At 46.1% G+C, this 18,369-nt stretch carries 16 protein-coding genes; 8 read left to right on the forward strand and 8 right to left on the reverse strand.

Features of this window, described 5'->3' with window-relative positions; translation table 11 throughout:
* Positions 1-29: 29 nt before the first annotated feature.
* A complete protein-coding gene (locus ABE021_RS04275) occupies positions 30-857 on the forward strand; it encodes a tryptophan-rich sensory protein (RefSeq protein ID WP_430287034.1) in 828 nt (275 codons plus the stop codon).
* A 112-nt stretch (positions 858-969) separates the two neighbouring features.
* Positions 970-1,785 carry an STAS domain-containing protein gene (locus ABE021_RS04280; RefSeq protein ID WP_430287036.1) on the forward strand — a complete coding sequence of 272 codons (816 nt, stop codon included), beginning with the start codon at positions 970-972 and terminating at the stop codon, positions 1,783-1,785.
* Positions 1,786-1,930: 145 nt separating this feature from the next.
* Here the strand turns inward: ABE021_RS04280 and ABE021_RS04285 are convergent, their stop codons facing one another.
* Positions 1,931-2,239, reverse strand: coding sequence for an SHOCT domain-containing protein (locus ABE021_RS04285; protein WP_430287037.1), 309 nt, complete (start codon positions 2,237-2,239; stop codon positions 1,931-1,933).
* A gap of 285 nt (positions 2,240-2,524) precedes the next feature.
* Here ABE021_RS04285 and ABE021_RS04290 point away from each other — a divergent pair, with 285 nt between their 5' ends.
* The gene (locus tag ABE021_RS04290; protein ID WP_430287038.1) at positions 2,525-3,838 is read left to right on the forward strand and encodes an S-layer homology domain-containing protein; all 1,314 of its coding nucleotides are present in this window, start codon (positions 2,525-2,527) and stop codon (positions 3,836-3,838) included.
* 101 nt (positions 3,839-3,939) lie between these two features.
* Here ABE021_RS04290 and ABE021_RS04295 read toward each other — a convergent pair whose 3' ends face one another.
* Both ABE021_RS04295 and ptsG read right to left on the reverse strand, forming a co-directional pair.
* Entirely contained in the window at positions 3,940-4,626 is a 687-nt protein-coding gene (locus tag ABE021_RS04295) for an N-acetylmannosamine-6-phosphate 2-epimerase (RefSeq protein WP_430287040.1), read from the reverse strand.
* A gap of 13 nt (positions 4,627-4,639) precedes the next feature.
* Complete coding sequence (ptsG, locus tag ABE021_RS04300) at positions 4,640-6,190, reverse strand: glucose-specific PTS transporter subunit IIBC (protein WP_430287041.1); 1,551 nt, start codon at positions 6,188-6,190, stop codon at positions 4,640-4,642.
* Between the two features lie 148 nt (positions 6,191-6,338).
* Here ptsG and ABE021_RS04305 point away from each other — a divergent pair, with 148 nt between their 5' ends.
* The gene (locus ABE021_RS04305) at positions 6,339-7,133 is read left to right on the forward strand and encodes a MurR/RpiR family transcriptional regulator (RefSeq protein WP_430287043.1); all 795 of its coding nucleotides are present in this window, start codon (positions 6,339-6,341) and stop codon (positions 7,131-7,133) included.
* A 177-nt stretch (positions 7,134-7,310) separates the two neighbouring features.
* Entirely contained in the window at positions 7,311-8,798 is a 1,488-nt protein-coding gene (locus tag ABE021_RS04310) for a BCCT family transporter (RefSeq protein ID WP_430287044.1), read from the forward strand.
* An 878-nt stretch (positions 8,799-9,676) separates the two neighbouring features.
* On the opposite strand, the gene ABE021_RS04315 is transcribed toward ABE021_RS04310, so the two are convergent.
* On the reverse strand, positions 9,677-10,291 hold the full coding sequence (locus tag ABE021_RS04315; protein ID WP_430287163.1) for a manganese efflux pump: 615 nt from the start codon (positions 10,289-10,291) through the stop codon (positions 9,677-9,679).
* 1,264 nt (positions 10,292-11,555) lie between these two features.
* On the opposite strand from ABE021_RS04315, the gene ABE021_RS04320 reads away from it, so the two are divergent.
* The 3 genes from ABE021_RS04320 to ABE021_RS04330 all read left to right on the forward strand — a co-directional run bounded on the left by ABE021_RS04320 (position 11,556) and on the right by ABE021_RS04330 (position 13,435).
* Positions 11,556-12,722 carry a PstS family phosphate ABC transporter substrate-binding protein gene (locus ABE021_RS04320; RefSeq protein WP_430287045.1) on the forward strand — a complete coding sequence of 389 codons (1,167 nt, stop codon included), beginning with the start codon at positions 11,556-11,558 and terminating at the stop codon, positions 12,720-12,722.
* 98 nt (positions 12,723-12,820) lie between these two features.
* The gene (locus tag ABE021_RS04325; protein ID WP_430287046.1) at positions 12,821-13,216 is read left to right on the forward strand and encodes a hypothetical protein; all 396 of its coding nucleotides are present in this window, start codon (positions 12,821-12,823) and stop codon (positions 13,214-13,216) included.
* Positions 13,217-13,309: 93 nt separating this feature from the next.
* Positions 13,310-13,435: a hypothetical protein gene (locus ABE021_RS04330; RefSeq protein WP_430287047.1), complete on the forward strand. Its 126-nt coding sequence runs from the start codon at positions 13,310-13,312 to the stop codon at positions 13,433-13,435.
* 81 nt (positions 13,436-13,516) lie between these two features.
* Here ABE021_RS04330 and ABE021_RS04335 read toward each other — a convergent pair whose 3' ends face one another.
* From ABE021_RS04335 to ABE021_RS04350, 4 genes are read right to left on the reverse strand one after another with little or no spacing between them, the layout of a single operon-like run.
* Entirely contained in the window at positions 13,517-15,145 is a 1,629-nt protein-coding gene (locus ABE021_RS04335; RefSeq protein WP_430287048.1) for a M20/M25/M40 family metallo-hydrolase, read from the reverse strand.
* A 43-nt stretch (positions 15,146-15,188) separates the two neighbouring features.
* Entirely contained in the window at positions 15,189-16,604 is a 1,416-nt protein-coding gene (locus ABE021_RS04340; RefSeq protein WP_430287049.1) for an amino acid permease, read from the reverse strand.
* A 40-nt stretch (positions 16,605-16,644) separates the two neighbouring features.
* Positions 16,645-17,406, reverse strand: coding sequence for a dimethylarginine dimethylaminohydrolase family protein (locus ABE021_RS04345; RefSeq protein ID WP_430287051.1), 762 nt, complete (start codon positions 17,404-17,406; stop codon positions 16,645-16,647).
* A gap of 32 nt (positions 17,407-17,438) precedes the next feature.
* Positions 17,439-18,311, reverse strand: a complete 873-nt coding sequence (locus ABE021_RS04350) for a dimethylarginine dimethylaminohydrolase family protein (protein WP_430287052.1) — start codon at positions 18,309-18,311, stop codon at positions 17,439-17,441.
* Positions 18,312-18,369: the final 58 nt, after the last annotated feature.

Below are 18,369 nucleotides of genomic sequence, written 5' to 3' on the forward strand. Positions count from 1 at the left end.
GATGTCTGTCTAATAAAAGGGGTGTTGAAGTGGGGAGACGAAAAAAATTCGGGAAGATGAGTGTAGTGGTGCTCGTGACGTATATAATCATGATTGTCATGAACTACTTGGCGAACGAACTGCCACTGAATGGGAAGACGACAGGGGAAGTATCGGATTCTTATAGCAACTTGTTTGCACCGGCAGGATATACGTTTGCGATTTGGGGACTCATTTATGTGCTGCTAGCGTTTCATGTCATTTACCAACTCGGTTTCTTCCGATCAGGGGAACGGTCGGACGTGACCCGGCTCATGCAGAAGAATGCGGTGTATTTTTCGATTTCATCCGCAGCGAATGCTTTGTGGATTGCAGCGTGGCATTACGGAAAGCTTGAAGTTTCCATTGTTTTGATGGTCCTGATTTTAGTGAGTCTGATCATCATCAACGGCATGACGGTGAAAGCCGATCTGTCGTTTAAAGAGAAGTTTTTCATTCGCCTGCCATTCAGTGTGTATTTCGGATGGATTACAGTTGCGACCATCGCAAATATTACTGCATATTTCGTTTCAATTGATTGGAACGGCTTCGGGCTGTCCGATCAGACGTGGACAGTCATCCTTCTTATTGTTGGAACGGCTATCGGCATCGCGACGCTATTGAAAAATTGGATTGCCTCTTACGGATTTGTCCTTGTTTGGGCGTATGTCGGGATCTATAACAAACACGTTTCTCCGGAAGGGTGGAATGAGGCCTATCCTGGTATTATCATGACGGTTTCCATCTGCATCATCTTGCTTGGGGTGCTCAGTCTTTGGGTACTTGTGAAAAGACCGAAACGACGTAATCGCAAAGGGAGAATTCAAACATTCAGGTGATTGGTTTTCAAATAGGTGAAAGTATTAGTAAAGGATCCTTTAGATCCCGAATGGTCACTTTCCATTCAATCCTGTATACTGGCTTTAGGAAATTAATGGGGTGTGATGGGAAATGAAACCATTTGAACGATTTATCAACTATACAACGGATCATACAGATGAACTGGCCGCAACGATTGTCGATCGGGTGTGTGAACAATTACCTGAAGAAGTGCCTCAAGAAGAGCAGCATCAGGCATTGATCATGTACAAGGAACTTTGGAAATCATTGGGTGAATCATTAAAGGATGACCAATTTAAAATCCCGGAAGCACTCATGAAATGGAGTCGCAGTAACGCGGCGATGATGACGGAGATCGGTGGTAAAATCTCTGTCATCGTCGATCGCTATCCTCCGACACGCGTCATATTTTCCGAAGTTCTCGTGGAAGTCAGTGAACGATTAGGACTTTCGTTAAAAGAGTTCGCCCGTGTCAATCAACAAGTGAACACCATGCTCGATATCAGTCTGAACGAAACCTACTATGCATTTGAACGGCTATCCGAGCTGTATCGTTCTGATACGGAGCAGGAACTCGCTGAACTATCAGCGCCGATTGTTCCTGTACGGGATGGCATTGTCATCATTCCGTTCATTGGAGAAATCACCGACGATCGATCCTATGCAATCATGAATAACGTATTGCCTAGAATTGCGGAGATGGAAGTCGAGTGTACGATCACTGATTTTTCCGGTCTCGTTTCAGTGGACGATCAGGTAGTCCGGTCCCTTCACCAGCTTGAGGATGCACTCAGTCTGATGGGCATTGAAGTCATCACTACGGGACTCCGTCCGGAACTCGCTCAGAAGATTGTCAGTTCAGGTATGGATTTCGCGGGGACGAAATACTATGCAACCGTTAAACAGGCATTGGAAAGTTTGTTGTGATTTTATAGAATTCGAAAAACGCGGTCTCTATCGGGATAGAGATCGCGTTTTTTCTGCAGAAATCGGATCCTCCTCTAGTTACGTCACAAAACATAGAAAAACCAGCCGTCTGGCAGCGGCTGGTTCGGGAAAATGTGAATCTATATCAGGATTGTATGTAGGTGCTCTGTTTGCTGCAAGATAAGAGTCTGTTTTGAACAGTGAACTCGTCTTCGGTAAGAAGTCCTGATTCCCTTAAGTCCTTGAGCCGCTTCAATTCGCTGGCTAAGAACTCTTGACGGGCCGGGCGTTGGGAGTGATTCGTTTGGCCGAACCGTTTCTGGTGATTCCTGAAAAATGTAACCCCTGCATACAGTGCGCCACATGTAAGAAGTGACAAGATTCCTATTGTAACTGACTTTGTAAAACCCCATGTGACTAGAAGGACAAAAATACCGAGAACTGACCAGCTCATCTAGTTTTACCTCCACTGCGTGATAAGACTATATTATCTATAAAATGAAGAAATGTATACAGGACTTTAGGTCTATATCTTTCTATTTGCAAGGTTTAGCTCTTCTTTAGGAGCATCGTTTTATAGAGATTTGTAAGTCTTTGTAAGTGTATGCTGCGGCTTGAGTGAACTCTCCTAATTGTCCTGAAATTCATAGATGTTCCTTGGATTTATTGCTCCACGACCTATTCAAACTGTATAATTATGGTCGATATAAAACACAAATGCACTACAGGGGGAAATATGTTGAAGAGAGAAGCAAGAACTTATCGCAAGTGGTCGCTACTGATCATCCTGATGATGATCGTGTCATTCATTTCACCAGGACTGGTGGAAGCGGATGGGTTTCGGGACGTCTCACCTGCTTACAAGGAATCGGTCAATTACTTAACAGCTAAGAAATATACCAATGGAATATCACCAACTCTTTTTGGTACAGGTGAGCCGATTACACGCGGCAGTGCAGCCGTCATATTGGCCAACGCATTGGAGCTGCCGATGAGACCTTCTGAAACAGGTGCGTTTTCGGATGTACCTGCGCGTGCAGAACAGGCAATCGCAGCATTGAAAGAAGCAGGGATTGTCCGTGGAAAGAACGATACCTATTTCGGATTTGCGGATTCGATTAAACGGGGTGAGATGGCACTCATGATGAGTCACGGAGAGGCGTACGCCTTAGAAGGGGAGCCTTCAAACGTTTCGTTTCGTGACGTCAACAGCCGGTATCTAGACGCGGTGGCAGGATTGGTGTCCAGCGGGATAACTAGAGGGAAGTCAGATACACACTTTGGAACAGACGATTTACTGAAACGTGGGGAGTTTGCCGTGTTGGTGTATCGTGCTGAAATGGACAAGCTGACGAAGTCGATGCCGAAGTCGTACAGCCAATTCGCTGATAAATTGAACAGCGGGAATGTGAAAGCCGTCAAATTGATCGGCGATAGTATTACTGCTGGTGCTGGCGGTGACGGGTTTTCAATCCCTCCGAACGGTCGGGTGATTTTACAGGACGGGAAATCGACGTATCGGGAAGCTTCCTATACAGCGGATACTTGGGCAAATCGGTTCCGCTCGTATATCGCCAGCCCGGAATATGGTCAAATTGAATTCTTCAATGCAGGCATCAGCGGAAAAACGGCGCAGTGGTTGTTAACGCGCAAGGATCAGCTTATTTCATCCGAAGAAGATGTTGTCTTTGTCATGCTTGGTACGAACGACCGTATTGATAGTAGCCTAGATCAGTACGAGCAAACGATCCGCACGCTGCTCAGTGAAGTGGAGAAGCGATCGGAGCTGATGATCGTGATGGCGCCGCCGCCTTCGACGAATACGATCGCAAACTACCAGTTCGCACCCGAGAGTATCAACAACGTGTTAAAACGGATAAGTGATGAAAATGGCTATGTGTTCATATCGCACTTCGATGCACTGAATGCCTATTTGGCGCAGCATCCTGACAAATCCTATGAGGATCTGATGGAAACGAGGAGCCCGCATCCAACGAGCGCAGGCTATGCAGTCATGTGGGAAGCGATACAAGAAAAGTTACAGTTGAAGTGATGAGTACCCGGCCCCCTTCTTGATCCTTTGAAGGGGGTTTTATGCTGGCTGAAATGAGCAGGAACACAAAAAGCCACCCTCGAAAGGGTGGCTTTTTCGGTTCAAGAATGTGTGCGGACGTTTTGCAATTCATTAACGAATGTACGGGTGATATCACGCGGACGGGTAATCGCGCCGCCGACGACTGCAGCATATACCCCAAGCTCGAATACGCGTTTCAGCATGTCGGGTGTCGCGATATTCCCTTCTGCAATAACAGGTGCGGTTACAGAGTTCAATACTTCTTTCAAGAATTCGAAATCATTGGTATACACTTTTTGCCCACTCGTATTGGCGGTATAGCCATGTAATGTCGTACCGATATAATCGAAGCCGATCTGTTCTGCGTGAACCGCTTCTTCCACGGTCGCAATGTCAGCCATGAGTTCAACGTTAGGTGCAGTCTTCCGAACGTATTCAACCAGTTCCTGAAGGGATTCTGCTGGACGCTCTGCAAGTGTGGCATCCATTGCAATCACTTCGCAGCCGCTTGCGAGCAGTTCATCCACCTCAGTGCGTGTTGCTGTAATGTAGACGTCCGACCCCGGATAATTCCGCTTTACAATGCCGATAACAGGCAGCGGAACTTCTTGCTTTATCGCTAGAATATCTTCTTTTGAATTGGCACGAATCCCTTTTGCACCGCCTTGGAACGCGGCGAGTGCAAGCTTACTCATGATGAAGGACGAGTGTAGCGGTTCGTCTTCGAGTGCCTGGCAAGAGACGACCAAATCAGATGGTAAATGCATATAGAATTCCTCCTTATTGCTCTAAAATTTCTTCGATCTCATTTTTCACGACAGAAACTTGAGGACCATATACGACTTGGACACCAGTTCCATTCATAATGACACCTTTACTGCCTGTTGACGGGAAAACCTCTTTCTTAACCAACTCAGGGTCCTTCACCGTCACGCGCAGCCGGGTCGCGCAATTATCGAGGTCGAGAATGTTTTCTTTACCGCCAAGTGCATCGATGATGGAATGCGGACGGCTCGCTTGAGGATCGATGGACGATTGACCATCAGCAGGTTCAACGGCTTTCTCATCTTCACGACCAGGTGTTTTAAAGTTGAACTTGCGTATCAAAAACTTGAATGTGAAGTAGTACAGGAAGAACCAAACGATACCGATCGGAATGACGTACATCCAGTTCGTCTTCGCCTCGCCTTGTAACACCCCGAAGAGGATGAAGTCGATAAATCCACCAGAGAATGTCTGACCGATCGTAATGTTGAAAATATCCGCCATCATGAACGCGAGTCCATCAAAAATGGCGTGGATCAAGTACAACACAGGTGCAATGAATAGGAATGAGAACTCGAGAGGCTCTGTAATTCCTGTTAAGAACGAAGTCAATGCAGCAGAGAGCATGAGTCCGCCAACGACCTTTTTGTGCTCAGGCTTCGCTGTATGATATATCGCAAGAGCTGCCCCTAGAAGACCGAACATCATCGTAATGAAACGGCCGGACATGAAACGGGATGTCCCTTCATAGAAACGACCTGTCGTCGGATCACTTAGTTGTGCAAAGAAGATGTTTTGTGTCCCTTGTACAAGTTGCCCTCCGATTTCAAGTGAACCACCGAGACCGGTTTGCCAAAATGGTAAGTAGAAGATGTGGTGCAATCCGAAAGGACCGAGCATACGGAGGATGAATCCATATAAGAACGTCCCGATGACACCTGTTGCATTGACCAGATTTCCGGCTTCTGCAATCAGGTTCTGGAATAGTGGCCAGACGAGATACATGATCGCGCCGAGAATGATGGAAGAAAACGCCGTCACGATTGGTATGAAGCGGGAACCTCCAAAGAACCCTAAGTACTGTGGAAGCTCGATTTTGTTGAATCGGTTATGCAGCATCCCTGCCATGATCCCGACGACAATACCACCGAACACACCCATCTCCAGGGTTTGGATGCCTAATGCGGTTCCTTGTCCGACGGCAGATAGATTGTCTGTTGCAAGAGAATCGGTAATGATCAAAATGGCATTGATGGTTGCATTCATGACTAAGTAACCGACAAGTGCTGCAAGTGCGGCTGTCCCTTTATCGGAACGCGCAAGACCAATGGCAATCCCGACGGCAAAGATGACCGGGAGATTGGCGAATACAATACTGCCCGCACTGCTCATTATGGTAAATAGTGCTTGTAGGAAAGATTGATCTAAAATAGGATATGAATTGATCGTATTCGGATTGGACAATGCGCCCCCGATACCGAGCAGCAAACCAGCAGCGGGTAAAATCGCGATGGGCAGCATGAATGATTTACCGAACTGTTGCGCTTTACCGAAAAAGTTTTTCAAAATGATTGCACCTCCTGGAAATATTTTTAATAGAATAGCAAACGCTTTCACTCTTGTCAATACATGATTCTGTTTTTTCAAAATGATGTTGGCGATTTTAAGCTATGCTATGATGGAAGAAAAACCAAGATGTGAAAGGGTTTGGACTATGGACTTTGAAAATCGCCTCCAAAAGCATAGTGCGGAGTTCACCGATAACGATCGTAAAATCGCAGAACACTTGCTGAACGTGAAAAACATTGAAAAGAAATCGATTACAGATCTCGCGGATGAGATTGATGTATCGCCTTCTAGTATCACCCGTTTTTGTAAAAGGATTCAGTTCACCACTTTCCAACAGATGAAGTATGCCATGCTTGCAAAACGGCACGCACCGCATGCAGCGGATGCGGAAGCGGATCTGATTTCCGATTATTATAAGAGAATCATTACGTCGACCAAGCAATTCATCGATCCTCAACAGACCGATAGAATTGCAGCTGACTTGAGCGGTGCAGAGCGTGTAATGTTTTGCGGTATCGGCAATTCCGGTCTGATTGCCCTGGAATTCAACAGCCGAATCGAACGGATGGGCATCAATTCAACAGTGGCCACTGATGCCCATGCCATGGTCATGAAAAGTGCGTTGCTTCGAGCGAATGATGTGTTCATGTGTTTTTCATATACAGGTAAAACACAAAGCGTGTTGGATGCTGCGCAGCAAGCGAAGGATGGAGGAGCACGTGTCATTGTAATTACGACAAATGATGCCGCTGAACTGACTGCACTTGCTGACGAAAGTGTGCTGATTTCAGCGCATGTCTTTCTGGATGATGAAAAGTTCATCAACTCACAAATCTCCAGCCTGTTCTACTTGGATGTCCTGACCTATCATTTACTTGAAGATCCGGAACTGTTGGAGAATCGGCAAAAAACATTGACTGCGCTTCGACGGTTCGGGTGAAGTGCAAAACAGATCACAACGTGTAATCTATAGCCATTGACGACATGCGTGTGCAATCGTTTAGGACGAGGATAAGATGTCCGGGGATGCGTTTTTTTGTGGCTAAGGTTTGTAACGGATGGAAGAGGGTACAATCCGTTAGTACATAAAATGAGCAATCAGGTTAGGGTGATCCGATTGAAACAAGTAACACCGGTTTTCTGGTATTCATTGGCAGGCTGTCTTGCATTAGTTGCCTGGGGCACAGTGTCTCCGGATACGCTTGAAGCTAGCACGACAGCATTGACTCGAAGCATTTCTACAGCATTCGGCTGGTATTATTTATGGTTGGTTGCAGGCATCGTTGTATTTTGCCTGTATTTGATATTTTCCAAGTTCGGTCATCTGAAATTAGGGAAACAGGATTCGCAACCTGAATTCAGCTTACTCTCTTGGTTTGCTATGCTTTTTAGCGCAGGAATGGGAATCGGCGTCGTCTTTTGGTCAACAGCCGAGCCGATTACATATGCCTTCAAATCAGCACCAATTGCCGATATCGGCACGGATGTGGCCGTTAAAGACTCATTGAAGTTCACGTTTTTGCACTGGGGGATCAGTGCGTGGGCGGTCTACGCAATTGTCGGTTTGGCTCTTGCCTATTTCAAATTCCACAAAAACTACCCAGGTCTCATCAGTTCGACGATGATTCCGCTGTTTGGAGAAAAAAGGATGTCGGGTTGGTGGGGGAAGTTGGTGGACGTCTTGGCTGTGCTGGCAACTGTTGTCGGCGTAGCAGCAGCACTCGGTTTCGGTTCCGCACAAATCAGCGGAGGCTTCAATTATCTCTTCGATACACCGGAAACGTTCGCTGTGCAGCTTCTGATCCTGTCTGTTACCACGGTACTTTTCATGATCTCCGCCTGGTCGGGAATCGGAAAAGGGATCAAGTATTTGAGTAATATCAATATGGCGCTCGCCATCATTCTTTTCATCATGTTGTTCATCGCTGGTCCGACACTATATATTCTTAATATGTTTACGGATGCATTTGGCAGTTACATAACCGACCTCGTGGAAATGAGTTTCCGTTCTGCACCTCAAAGTGCCAGTGGCCGTGAATGGATCAACAACTGGACGCTGTTCTATTGGGCGTTCTGGATTTCCTGGTCACCGTTTGTCGGTTCGTTCATCGCCCGGATTTCAAAAGGCCGCACAGTCAAGGAGTTTTTGCTCGGTGTGCTGCTAGTCCCTTCCTTTGTCTGTTTCATATTCTTCTCCATTTTTGGTGTTTCTGCACTTAACGTTGAAAACAAAGGGCTGTCTATTCTATCGGACATGTCCCTCGAGACGATGACATTCGGCATGCTTGAACAATATCCCCTTGGCTATTTCATGTCCATACTCACCATCATCGTCATCGCGATTTTCTTCATCACGTCTGCAGACTCTGCGACATTTGTGCTGGGGATGTTTACGACAAACGGCATGACGAATCCCGCACAAGCGGTCAAACTGGCATGGGGCATCATCCAAGCAGCTGTTGCCGCGATCGTGGTGTATTTCGGCGGTACGCAAGGCCTGCAAAACACCGTCATCATTTCCGCATTGCCCTTTTCGTTCATCATCATTTTGATGGCAGTGTCATTCTACAAATCAGCTAATGAAGAAGTTATGAAGAAAGGCTGAAAGTTCGCTCTCCCATTTGCCGATATTGGCGAGTGGGTTTTTTTGTTGCAACGAATTGGTGAAGGCTGCAGAGGATTCATCCGTTTTGAGGAAAGAGGTTGCTGATTTTCAGCGTGTTGAGTCTCGTGTGAATGTGGATTTTTATTCGTTAATGAGTATTGTTAGACTTGTTTAAAATAATGATACTTATAGTTCGAATGCCTTTATTACATGTAGTGACGTATATGAAATCGATTGCTGAGATGTAGGAGGTTGAAATTGTATAAGTGATTATTCATATCTTTGGAAACTTGAACCAGTGGATGACTCCGCATAAAACTGCTTAGTGATGAAATAGAGGGAATCGGGAGGAGGGAAGTCAGAGAAAACAATGAGTTCTAAGGGAAAGTGGAGAATGGAAGCACCGCATCCGTTCGTCATCTTAATTGCGCTCGTTTATTTCTGGCCTAGTAACAATTGAGGAGGAAGTTTCATGTTGAAACCATCATTTTATCGTGTAGATAAAATGTATCCTGAACAAGTCTCGATACTACGCGAGCTGCGCCAGCATCCCGACCTGTCGAACTAAGAAGTGGGCGACCGCGGTGTGGTAGGAACGTTTGTCCGCGGCCGGCCTGGCAGAACGATTGCATTACGGCCATGATCTGCATACAGCATCGCTGGCGGAAGAAACCCTGAAATCCAAGCTGTCTATCCGCATCACCAACCGAAGTTCGATGTAGACGAACGCTCGATGGAGTATATCGGCAAAACGTCCATTGGACTCTTATTCGAAGATGTATTAATGAACTTTCATAAAGTGATCATTGAAAAAGCTCGTACCCTTAGTGATGTAAGGGATACGAGCTTTTTGTATGGGATGAAACAAGGGGGCGCTGTTAAAAAAACACTTCGACGAACCCGATCACGATGAGTAATCCACCTGCAATGCCACCAGGGGTTTTCCCGATCCAAGTACGCGCAAGAAGTTCTCCGAATTGATGGCTTGCGCCGATGGTGATAAAAGAAAAGAAACCGACCGAGGATATCGTGCCAAGCATGGAGCTCCCGCTAACACCCATCCCGAATCCCGCCGCCAGACAATTCGCGGACAACAAGAAACCGAGAGGAAGCGCTTCACGAATGGAAATAATCCGGTCGCCATCGACATCCGCAACAGCCGGGTCTTCGAATGGATTCGGTTGAACAGGCTTCGGCTGAAGCAACATCCAAAAACCAATACTGCAGAGCAACAATCCGCCTATGAGATCCGCAGTCCCAACTGAAATATAAGTCGACAGCTTGTCACCCGTGACCATTGCGAAATACGTAACAATCATCGAGACAAGCGCGATGGTGACGTTCGATCGAAGGGGGATCTTCGTCTTTTGAATTCCGTATGCCAATCCAATCCCTAAATTATCTAAGTTGGCAGCGACACCTAGCAAAAGTATCATCATCCACTGCATAGTCCTTGCCTCCTCGGTGTACCCTGCAGTATATGCCGGGGGGATGGGGAGAAGGGGGCGTCTGCATTAGAGGTCAGTGCAATCGTTTCGGCTAAGTTGTGTGCTGTTATCGAGAAACTTTGCTGCGTGTCGGAGAAATGAGAAGAGCTGATTGGTAAAGGGCATTAGGTGATCGAGAACTTTCATTAGGTGATGGACAAGCGGTGGGATGTGTCGGGAAAAGCAGAAACGGCATGGGCCAAGCGACTAGCCATCCCTAAACAAGCGAAGCGCTACCAATTAATCTCTTTAACTGGGTGAATTGTGTCCCGTTATCTAGAAATTCCGCTACGTGTCGGAGAAATGAGAAGAGCTGATTGGTAAAGTGCACTAGGTGAACGAGAACTTCCATCAAGTGATGGACAAGCGGGGGGATGTGTCGGTGAACGCAGAAATGCCTTGGGCCAAGCGATTAGCCCTCCCTCAACAAGCGAAGCGCACCCAAATAATCCCTTAAAGTAGCTGAATTGTGTCCCGTTATCGAGAAATTCCGCTACGTGTCGGAGAAATGCGAAGAGCTGATTGGTAAAGGGCACTAGGTGATCGAGAACTCTCCCCAGGTGAAAGGCAACCGATGAGATGTGTCGGTGAACGCGGAAACCGCTTAATCCAGTGAGATAGCCCTCCCTCAACAAGCGAAGCGCACCCAATTAATCCCTTAAAGCAGTTGAATTGTGTCCCATTATCTAGAAATTCCGCTACGTGTCGGAGAAATACGAAGAGTTGATGGGTAAAGGGCACTCGGTGAACGAGAACTCGCTCCAAGTGACGGACAACCAATGGATATGTCGTAGAACACTGTCTCACCTACTACCAGTGTCATTAAAATCATGCCTGATGAGCGTAAATGCGACTTCTCCATAATAAGTAAACTATATACTTATTGACTAAAGGAACTAATAGTGTAATAATACACTAAATGATTCAAAGGTATATTAACTGTATTTGTTGAGAGCTCAAAATAACTTAGTTCCCTAAGTTATTTGCCTTAGTATCGCTTTCCTGCAAGGGGATTTCCGATAGGTACCACTAATTAGTGCCACGCCAGCGAGCTTGTATGGAATTGCGCTCTCCTAAACTATAATTTTTTCCTATACTTGCTGCCTGCAAATGATGTATTCGAATGATCACCTTTTACATTCTTAAGAGGAAGCTTAACAACTCGAGAAGAAAACAGAGGATGGGCGGTTAACTATCTTTAGAAAAGGAATTATGATAACTCAAAGTGCGGCACAACAGCAAAAATTTCATTGGATAGGAGAGGATTGAGGTGGCGGCTTTATTGTCAGCAATGCTGCTCGTTGTACTCGTATTTCTAACTTTTATTGCCTTCGTCATTGCGATGATGAATGGAACGGCTTATCTCATACCTTTAATCATCGTATTACCGACAGTCTTATATTTGGCCGTCTCCTTATCCTTATACAAATTCTTCACGACGCGAAAGAGGATCTTCACCTTCATTGGAATCGCAAGTATCGCACTTGCGATCACTGGCTACGTGCCGATTCGGGAAGCATACACTGAAAGCATTCCGACAGTAGATGAGGAAGCGAATCCAATGTTTTACGAACCGTACCGAGCTGATTCTAAACTTGCAGAGCTTGAAACACCTGCATCGTTGAAGTTTCAGGAGCCGTTGCCGAAACTGGATGGCGAGACGTGGCTGTACCCCATGTATGCGGCTTTTGTCCAAGCTGTTTATCCTGAAGGGGCCTATCCTGCGTATACGGCTGATGGTCTTGTTATGGAGGATAGCAGAGGCTATGCGTTTACTCACTTGATTGAAGGGAAGGCAGATCTGATTTTCACCACTGCACCTATGAAATGGCAATATAAAAAAGCGGAGGAAGCAGGGCTTGAACTGACAGTGACGCCGATTGGCAAAGAAGCATTCGTATTTTTTGTGAATGAAAAAAATCCGGTACAGAACTTGAAGAGTCAGCAAATCCGGGAGATCTATGGGGGGACTACCGAAAACTGGAAAGAAGTAAGCGGACAGGATAAGCCGATCATTGCATATCAGCGGAAAACCAACAGTAGGAGTCAGAAGGCGTTAGAACAATTTATGGACGGCACACCGCTGATGAAGCCCGCGACCGAGGATGAGTTTGAAGATGGTTACGGCATCGTTCAGCAGCGTGCAGAGTACCGTAATTATAAAAATGCGTTTGGATTTTCGCATCGATTCACAACGTTGGAATTAGTGGAAAAGCATAAAATCAAGCTGCTGAATATAGATGGAGTGGCACCGACCAACGACTCGATCCGCTCAGGTGAATACCCGCTAGTACGTGAGTTTTATGCCGTGACAGCAGGTACGGACAATCCAAATGTTCAGCAGTTCATCGACTGGATGGTGTCAGAAGAAGGGCAGCGACTGTTGGAGAAATCCGGCTATGTTTCGCTACGAGAAGGGACTAAGGAACAACAGTAAAGAACATGGAACGAAATTCGATTGCCTGCACAATATCGATATGACTTTTGAGTATCTAGGAAATCGATGATGAACCTGTTAAAAGGAGTTGTGATCCAATGAAAAAGTCAACGCTCATACTATCCCTTTTATTATTTGCAAGCATCGTCACGGTATTGTATTTGGCCGTCGACCGCTATATCACCCGTTCGTCCTCGCCTAACTTTGAGGACCAAGTGATTTTAGGGGAAATGACCATGATGGTGCTGGGGAATAAACAGTATCAGGACATTGCATCCAAAGAAACGGTCTATGCCATCAAACAGGGAGTAAGCCGATTCAATGGGGTGGACCCGGCTTCCATGGCAACCTATATAGTGAGTGTCGTAACAGATATACGATCCTATATATTTACATGTGTGGATCGAGCATGTACGGATGTATCCAATAGAAGTTGGAATTATTCCAGATACATAGAGAATGATCCAGTATTACCGTTAGACATAGTTGAATGACCCGTCCATCCTGTAGAAAAACGTAGTGCTCTCCTTGAGACGTTTCTTTTGAGATGTCAGCATCTATTGTGTCACTTTATATCACAGGTTTTCTTGCAGACAAAACTGGCAGCCTTGCGTCTGGATTCTATCTTGCTAGTCGTCGGATTCATCGCCAGCTTCTTCTTGATGAAAGCAACCGCCCAAATAGGTGCGCATAAAGAGACGGTAAAAACATAATCTAAAAACCCTGTCTACGCCTTCAATGAGGAGTAGACAGGGTTTTTACGGAGTAATGATGTAAAAAATCCATTCACTAACTTATAAAATAGCGTGCTCAATTTCTCCCACCGAACACATACTCTTCACCAAAACTTCCAGCATCACCGGCAGACGCACAAACGCACTCTCCATATGAAGCCGCTCCGTCCGTTGATGGGCGTCTTTACCGAACGGTCCGACATTGAGTACAGGTGCATCCAACTCCGTCATTGCTTCAAACGGAATACTATACGTCTTCCCCCATACAGGGGTATTGTGCTCGTATGCGGTCCAACCGGTTGCCGACCCTGTATAATGCACATAACTCAAATCACAAATCCCGTTGAAGTAATGGACTTGATCGACCTGAGTCCCTAACTCCATTGCCGTTTTCTTCATCAATTCTATGGAACGGATGACTAAAGGATCTTCTGACGTGTTTACGGCTGGATAGTAGGGAGGTGCAAACAATAACACGGTTGCAGGCGTCAATTCTTGACATTCGATCAGCAACGCATCTGTAATCTTGAAGCATTTCTCCCGATCGTCCAATTCCTCATTAAGAACTGCAGTCCCGATAATTAACTCAACGGCCTCTGAACCAAGTTTAGATTGTGCATACTCCAACAATTCCTCGTACCGCATCACACGAACTTCACCGACTGGCTCGGTTCCTTCCCGTTCGCAAATCTTTTGATACGATGCATTACAAGCATCCATCGCTTGATGGGCAACGTCTGAAAACAGCTGCATGATTTCTGAAGCATCGCGATCCATCAGAAATACGTTATATAAAGAAGCTGCACGATAAGGCGTTTGCGTTGAATAGGAAGTCTTCAGATCCTTCAGCTGTAACGAGACGGGGAGAGGGGTGGTCTCTCCATAATTCGTCTCTTTGAACAACGGATTGAACTCCATCTGCTGAGCTAGAAAAGATGAGATATACGTTGCTGTCAATCCTTTCAACGGCTCACCAACGTGGGTTTCTTTTCCGTAAAACAACGCAGCGGGCATGATTTTTCCAATCGTCCCTGAATAGATATACTCTTTAGGATCTCCAGGTTCTTGTGAAAATGTCGGCTCACTGTTCAAGAAAAGTTTGTAAGAAAGGCCATACACGTCACGCATGCGGACGAGTTCTTCTACAGCTGTCCGCATCCCGGCTGAATTCACTTCCTCATCCGGAACGGTCAGCAACACTAGATTGATCGGCCACTGTTCGAGTGACGCTTTTTCAATAAGTGCCATGTGGAGGGCTAATCCCATCTTCATGTCCATCGTGCCGCGCCCGAATAAGTAGTCACCGGACAATAAGTCGTTCCGTGCATCCTCCGGAAGTTCATCCGCCACTTGGTGGAGCGCGGCAGTCAACGCTTCAGGTTGGAATGCAAGCGGTTCCATTACACCGTATTCTTCTGTCCATACGGTATCGAAATGACTGATCAGCACAATCGTATCTGTGGCTGAAGGATTCTTGTAAAGCGCAAGCACGGAATTTCTTCCAAGACCAGCGTCATGGAGCTTCAAATGCTCGGGATGGTGGGTGAAATATGTCAATGTCTTCAGTTTTTCCGCAACGCGTGTAGAAAACGTGCATTCCCCATCCGTAGTCGTGCGGCTGTCCCAGCTAACGAGTTCGTTCAGTAAACTTCTCAGTGAAGCGGGTGTATTCCATTGTGAAGTACTCATTCTATAGCCTCCTGAATTAAGATGTCATTCATTCATTCATTCATCAGTGATTCACTTCTGCAGGTTCGACCGCTAACGTGCCATCCGCGAGGTGCTTCTTCTCGAGTCTCACCTTATAAAAAATCATACAAGCAGCAAAGAAACCGATGCCGTATACCAACCCTATGCGCTGTGTTGGGTCAAACGCCAGGAAAATAAGGATGATCAAACAGAACGAGATGCAAGTCAGTGGAACTAAAGGATAAAACTTCACCCGATACTGGAGATCTTCCAGTTTTCCGCCTTGTTTCAAGTAGCGTCTTCTGAATAATAGCTGGGACGTTGCGATGCCCATCCAAGAAATCGTGACGGCAATTGCCGCGATCGACATTAACAGGACAAACACAGCATCCGCTTCCATGACACTTGTCAGAAGGGAGAGTAACGAAAATGCCATTGTGAAAATCAATGCATTCAATGGAACCTTCCGTTTAGTCAAACGACCGAAGAGCGAAGGGGCCATACCGTCTTTCGCCATGGACCATAGTAAACGGGTCGATGCATATAGGCATGAATTTCCGACGGATAGAATAGCGGTCAAAATGACGAAGTTCATAATACCTGCAGCATAAGGGACACCGGCAAGCTCCATCAATTTGACGAAGGGGCTCTGCATTAACCCGAGTTCAGAAGAAGGGAAGATTGCGGATAGGACAACAATCGACGCGATATAGAATACAACGATTCTGAAGAGGATCGTCCGGATCGCTTTCGGGATATTCTTCTCTGGGTTTTCAGTTTCACCCGCAGCAATTCCGACTAATTCAGAGCCTTGGTAGGAGAAGATGACGTTCATCATCGTTATGAATACAATCGCAATCCCTGCTGGGAATAATCCTGAAGGTGCTAGGTTCGTTAAATGCGGTGTCGGTTTTCCATCCAAAGGGATCCAACCGATGATTGCTGCGCCGCCGATTACGATGAAGGCCAAGACAGCAACAACTTTAATGCTCGCAAACCAAAACTCTGCTTCTGCAAACCCTTTTGTTGTGAGGGCATTCAATGAGAAAAGTAACACCATGAATACGGCACACCAAATCCAGACAGGTGTATGTGGAAACCAATGTTTCATGAGAATTCCTGCTGCCGTGAATTCAACTCCTGCCGTTGCGGCAGATCCTACAAAGTACATCCAGCCAAGAGAGAATCCTGCAGAAGGACTGATATAGCGGGATGCATACTTTTGGAAAGAACCAGTCACTGGCATGTAGACCGCCAGTTCGCCGAGACAGGTCATGACCATATACAAAATGAGACCGCCAATCAGATAGCCGATCAACGCACCTCCTGGTCCAGCTTGGTTGATTGTGTAACCGACGTTTAGAAATAATCCTGTTCCGATGACACCGCCAAGTGACAACATCATCAAGTGGCGGCTTTTCATGGAACGGTTCAATTGAGGTTCTTCCAGGTTTTTCATTAGTTTCCCTTCCTCTCGTTCGGATATCGCGCTGGGTTCTTTAGAAGCGGAGCGATAGACAGCTTAGGCCGCCATCGTGCTTTTGAACTTCAGACATGTCCAATTCAATTGTTTGATAGCCAGCTTCAGTGAATTTGCGATTGGTTTCCGGGAAGCCGCTTGGAATGATGACATAGTCATTCACACGGATACAGTTCGCTGAATACTCATCTTCCTTCCCGATGACAATCTTTTCATAGGAGTCAAATGCGGGATGATCCACGAATTCCCCAGCAACAACTAATTGGTTGTTACCAAGGTAGGCAATCCCTGTCTTCAAATGGAAGAACTCTTTCAAAGGGATAATGTCCGCTTCAAATCCTTCGGACTCCAAGATTTTCTTGAGCTGTTTAGCACCTTCTTCGTTCGTCCGTTCAGAGATTCCGATGTAAAAGTGATCTTCTGCCTGTAGGACATCCCCTCCATCAAGTGTTCCAGGAGATTGGATGAAATAAAACTTGTTGTAGAACTTTTTAGTGACAGCTTCGATTTCGACAGTTTCCGCGTTTCGGGACTCCGCTCCAGGATTTGTGATCACTGCAAAATCAGAAGTCAATACGGCCGCGTCTTCCACAAAGGTTGAGTCCGGGAACTCTTCACTTGCATCAAGCGCCGTTACAGCCACTCCGCATTTTTCAAGTGCTTCCACATAGGCATCATGTTGCTTTAGCAACAATTCATAGTCGGGTTTTCCTAAATCGGAAGTGGTAAGACCTTCCAAATAACTTTTTCCGGGTTTTTTGACGATTACATTCGTGAACATTGCATTCTCTCCTTTTCAATTACGAATCGTTTTCATCCTCGAACGACTGGGCATGTCAAGCAAGTGGGACCGCCAGTGCCGAGAAGGCTGATTTCTTGTCCTTTATAGACGTGTACAGTTGCACCTGCATCCTTCAACTGTTGAATCGTGGAAGCGTTCTCTTCAGTCAGCACACAAACACGCGGGGCCAGTGCCAACACATTGCAACCTAACGTGTCATATTCTTCTTTCGGCACTTCAATCAGCTGGTATCCTTTTTCGAGTAACAGCTGGCGGAGGAAAACAGGCATCAATGGTGAATGGACGACAGCGAGATCTTTGTCCACGACACTCAGGAAGGACATCAGATGCAGACACTCTTCTTCACCTTGGTCATGTGGGAGCTGGACGACGATGAATTCATCCACTAAGTCAGCAGTCATTTCTTTCAACTGGCGAATCGCTTCGTCATTCGTGCGGTAGCCTCGTCCGACGAGTAATGTCCTGTCATCCAGCCATACGATATCCCCGGCATCAGAAACCGCGTCGCCTGTAAGTTCTCCGACAATCGGAATTCCTTTTTCTGTGAGAAACTCTTTGAATACCGCTGCTTCAGGCTGGCGAAGTGTTTTGCCGGATTTTAAGATAAGTGCACCAGCTGGAGTGAATTTCACTGGATCGTGGGCATAAATCGAATCCAAACCGACAGTGTCGCTCGCAGGAAGGTAGTCAATTTGAGCACCTTGGTTTTCGATTATATTTATCAATTCAGAAAACTCTTTGCATGCTTTATCGAAATCCGGTTCTCTTAAGTAGTTGAACGTCTTCCAGTTTTCTGAGAGATGAAGTTGAGACTTGAAAGCGTCCTTGGGGTGTTTCATGATCACATGATTTAGCGTGCTATACATTGAACTGCTGTATTTCATCATTCGCCTCCTATTTTCCGTCTAGTGGAAAGTGTTTCCGTTGATAGGAAACCTTATC

The sequence above is a fragment of the Sporosarcina gallistercoris genome, from assembly GCF_050459885.1.
GTDB classification, from domain to species: domain Bacteria; phylum Bacillota; class Bacilli; order Bacillales_A; family Planococcaceae; genus Sporosarcina; species Sporosarcina gallistercoris_A.

Coding starts and splice junctions, on each gene's coding strand:
- ABE021_RS04280 (WP_430287036.1), top strand. CDS start 970: ATGAAACCATTTGAACGATTTATCAACTATACAACGGATCATACAGAT.
- ABE021_RS04285 (WP_430287037.1), bottom strand. CDS start 2,239: ATGAGCTGGTCAGTTCTCGGTATTTTTGTCCTTCTAGTCACATGGGGT.
- ABE021_RS04295 (WP_430287040.1), bottom strand. CDS start 4,626: ATGCATTTACCATCTGATTTGGTCGTCTCTTGCCAGGCACTCGAAGAC.
- ABE021_RS04305 (WP_430287043.1), top strand. CDS start 6,339: ATGGACTTTGAAAATCGCCTCCAAAAGCATAGTGCGGAGTTCACCGAT.
- ABE021_RS04325 (WP_430287046.1), top strand. CDS start 12,821: ATGAAAAAGTCAACGCTCATACTATCCCTTTTATTATTTGCAAGCATC.
- ABE021_RS04335 (WP_430287048.1), bottom strand. CDS start 15,145: ATGAGTACTTCACAATGGAATACACCCGCTTCACTGAGAAGTTTACTG.
- ABE021_RS04340 (WP_430287049.1), bottom strand. CDS start 16,604: ATGAAAAACCTGGAAGAACCTCAATTGAACCGTTCCATGAAAAGCCGC.
- ABE021_RS04345 (WP_430287051.1), bottom strand. CDS start 17,406: ATGTTCACGAATGTAATCGTCAAAAAACCCGGAAAAAGTTATTTGGAA.
- ABE021_RS04350 (WP_430287052.1), bottom strand. CDS start 18,311: ATGAAATACAGCAGTTCAATGTATAGCACGCTAAATCATGTGATCATG.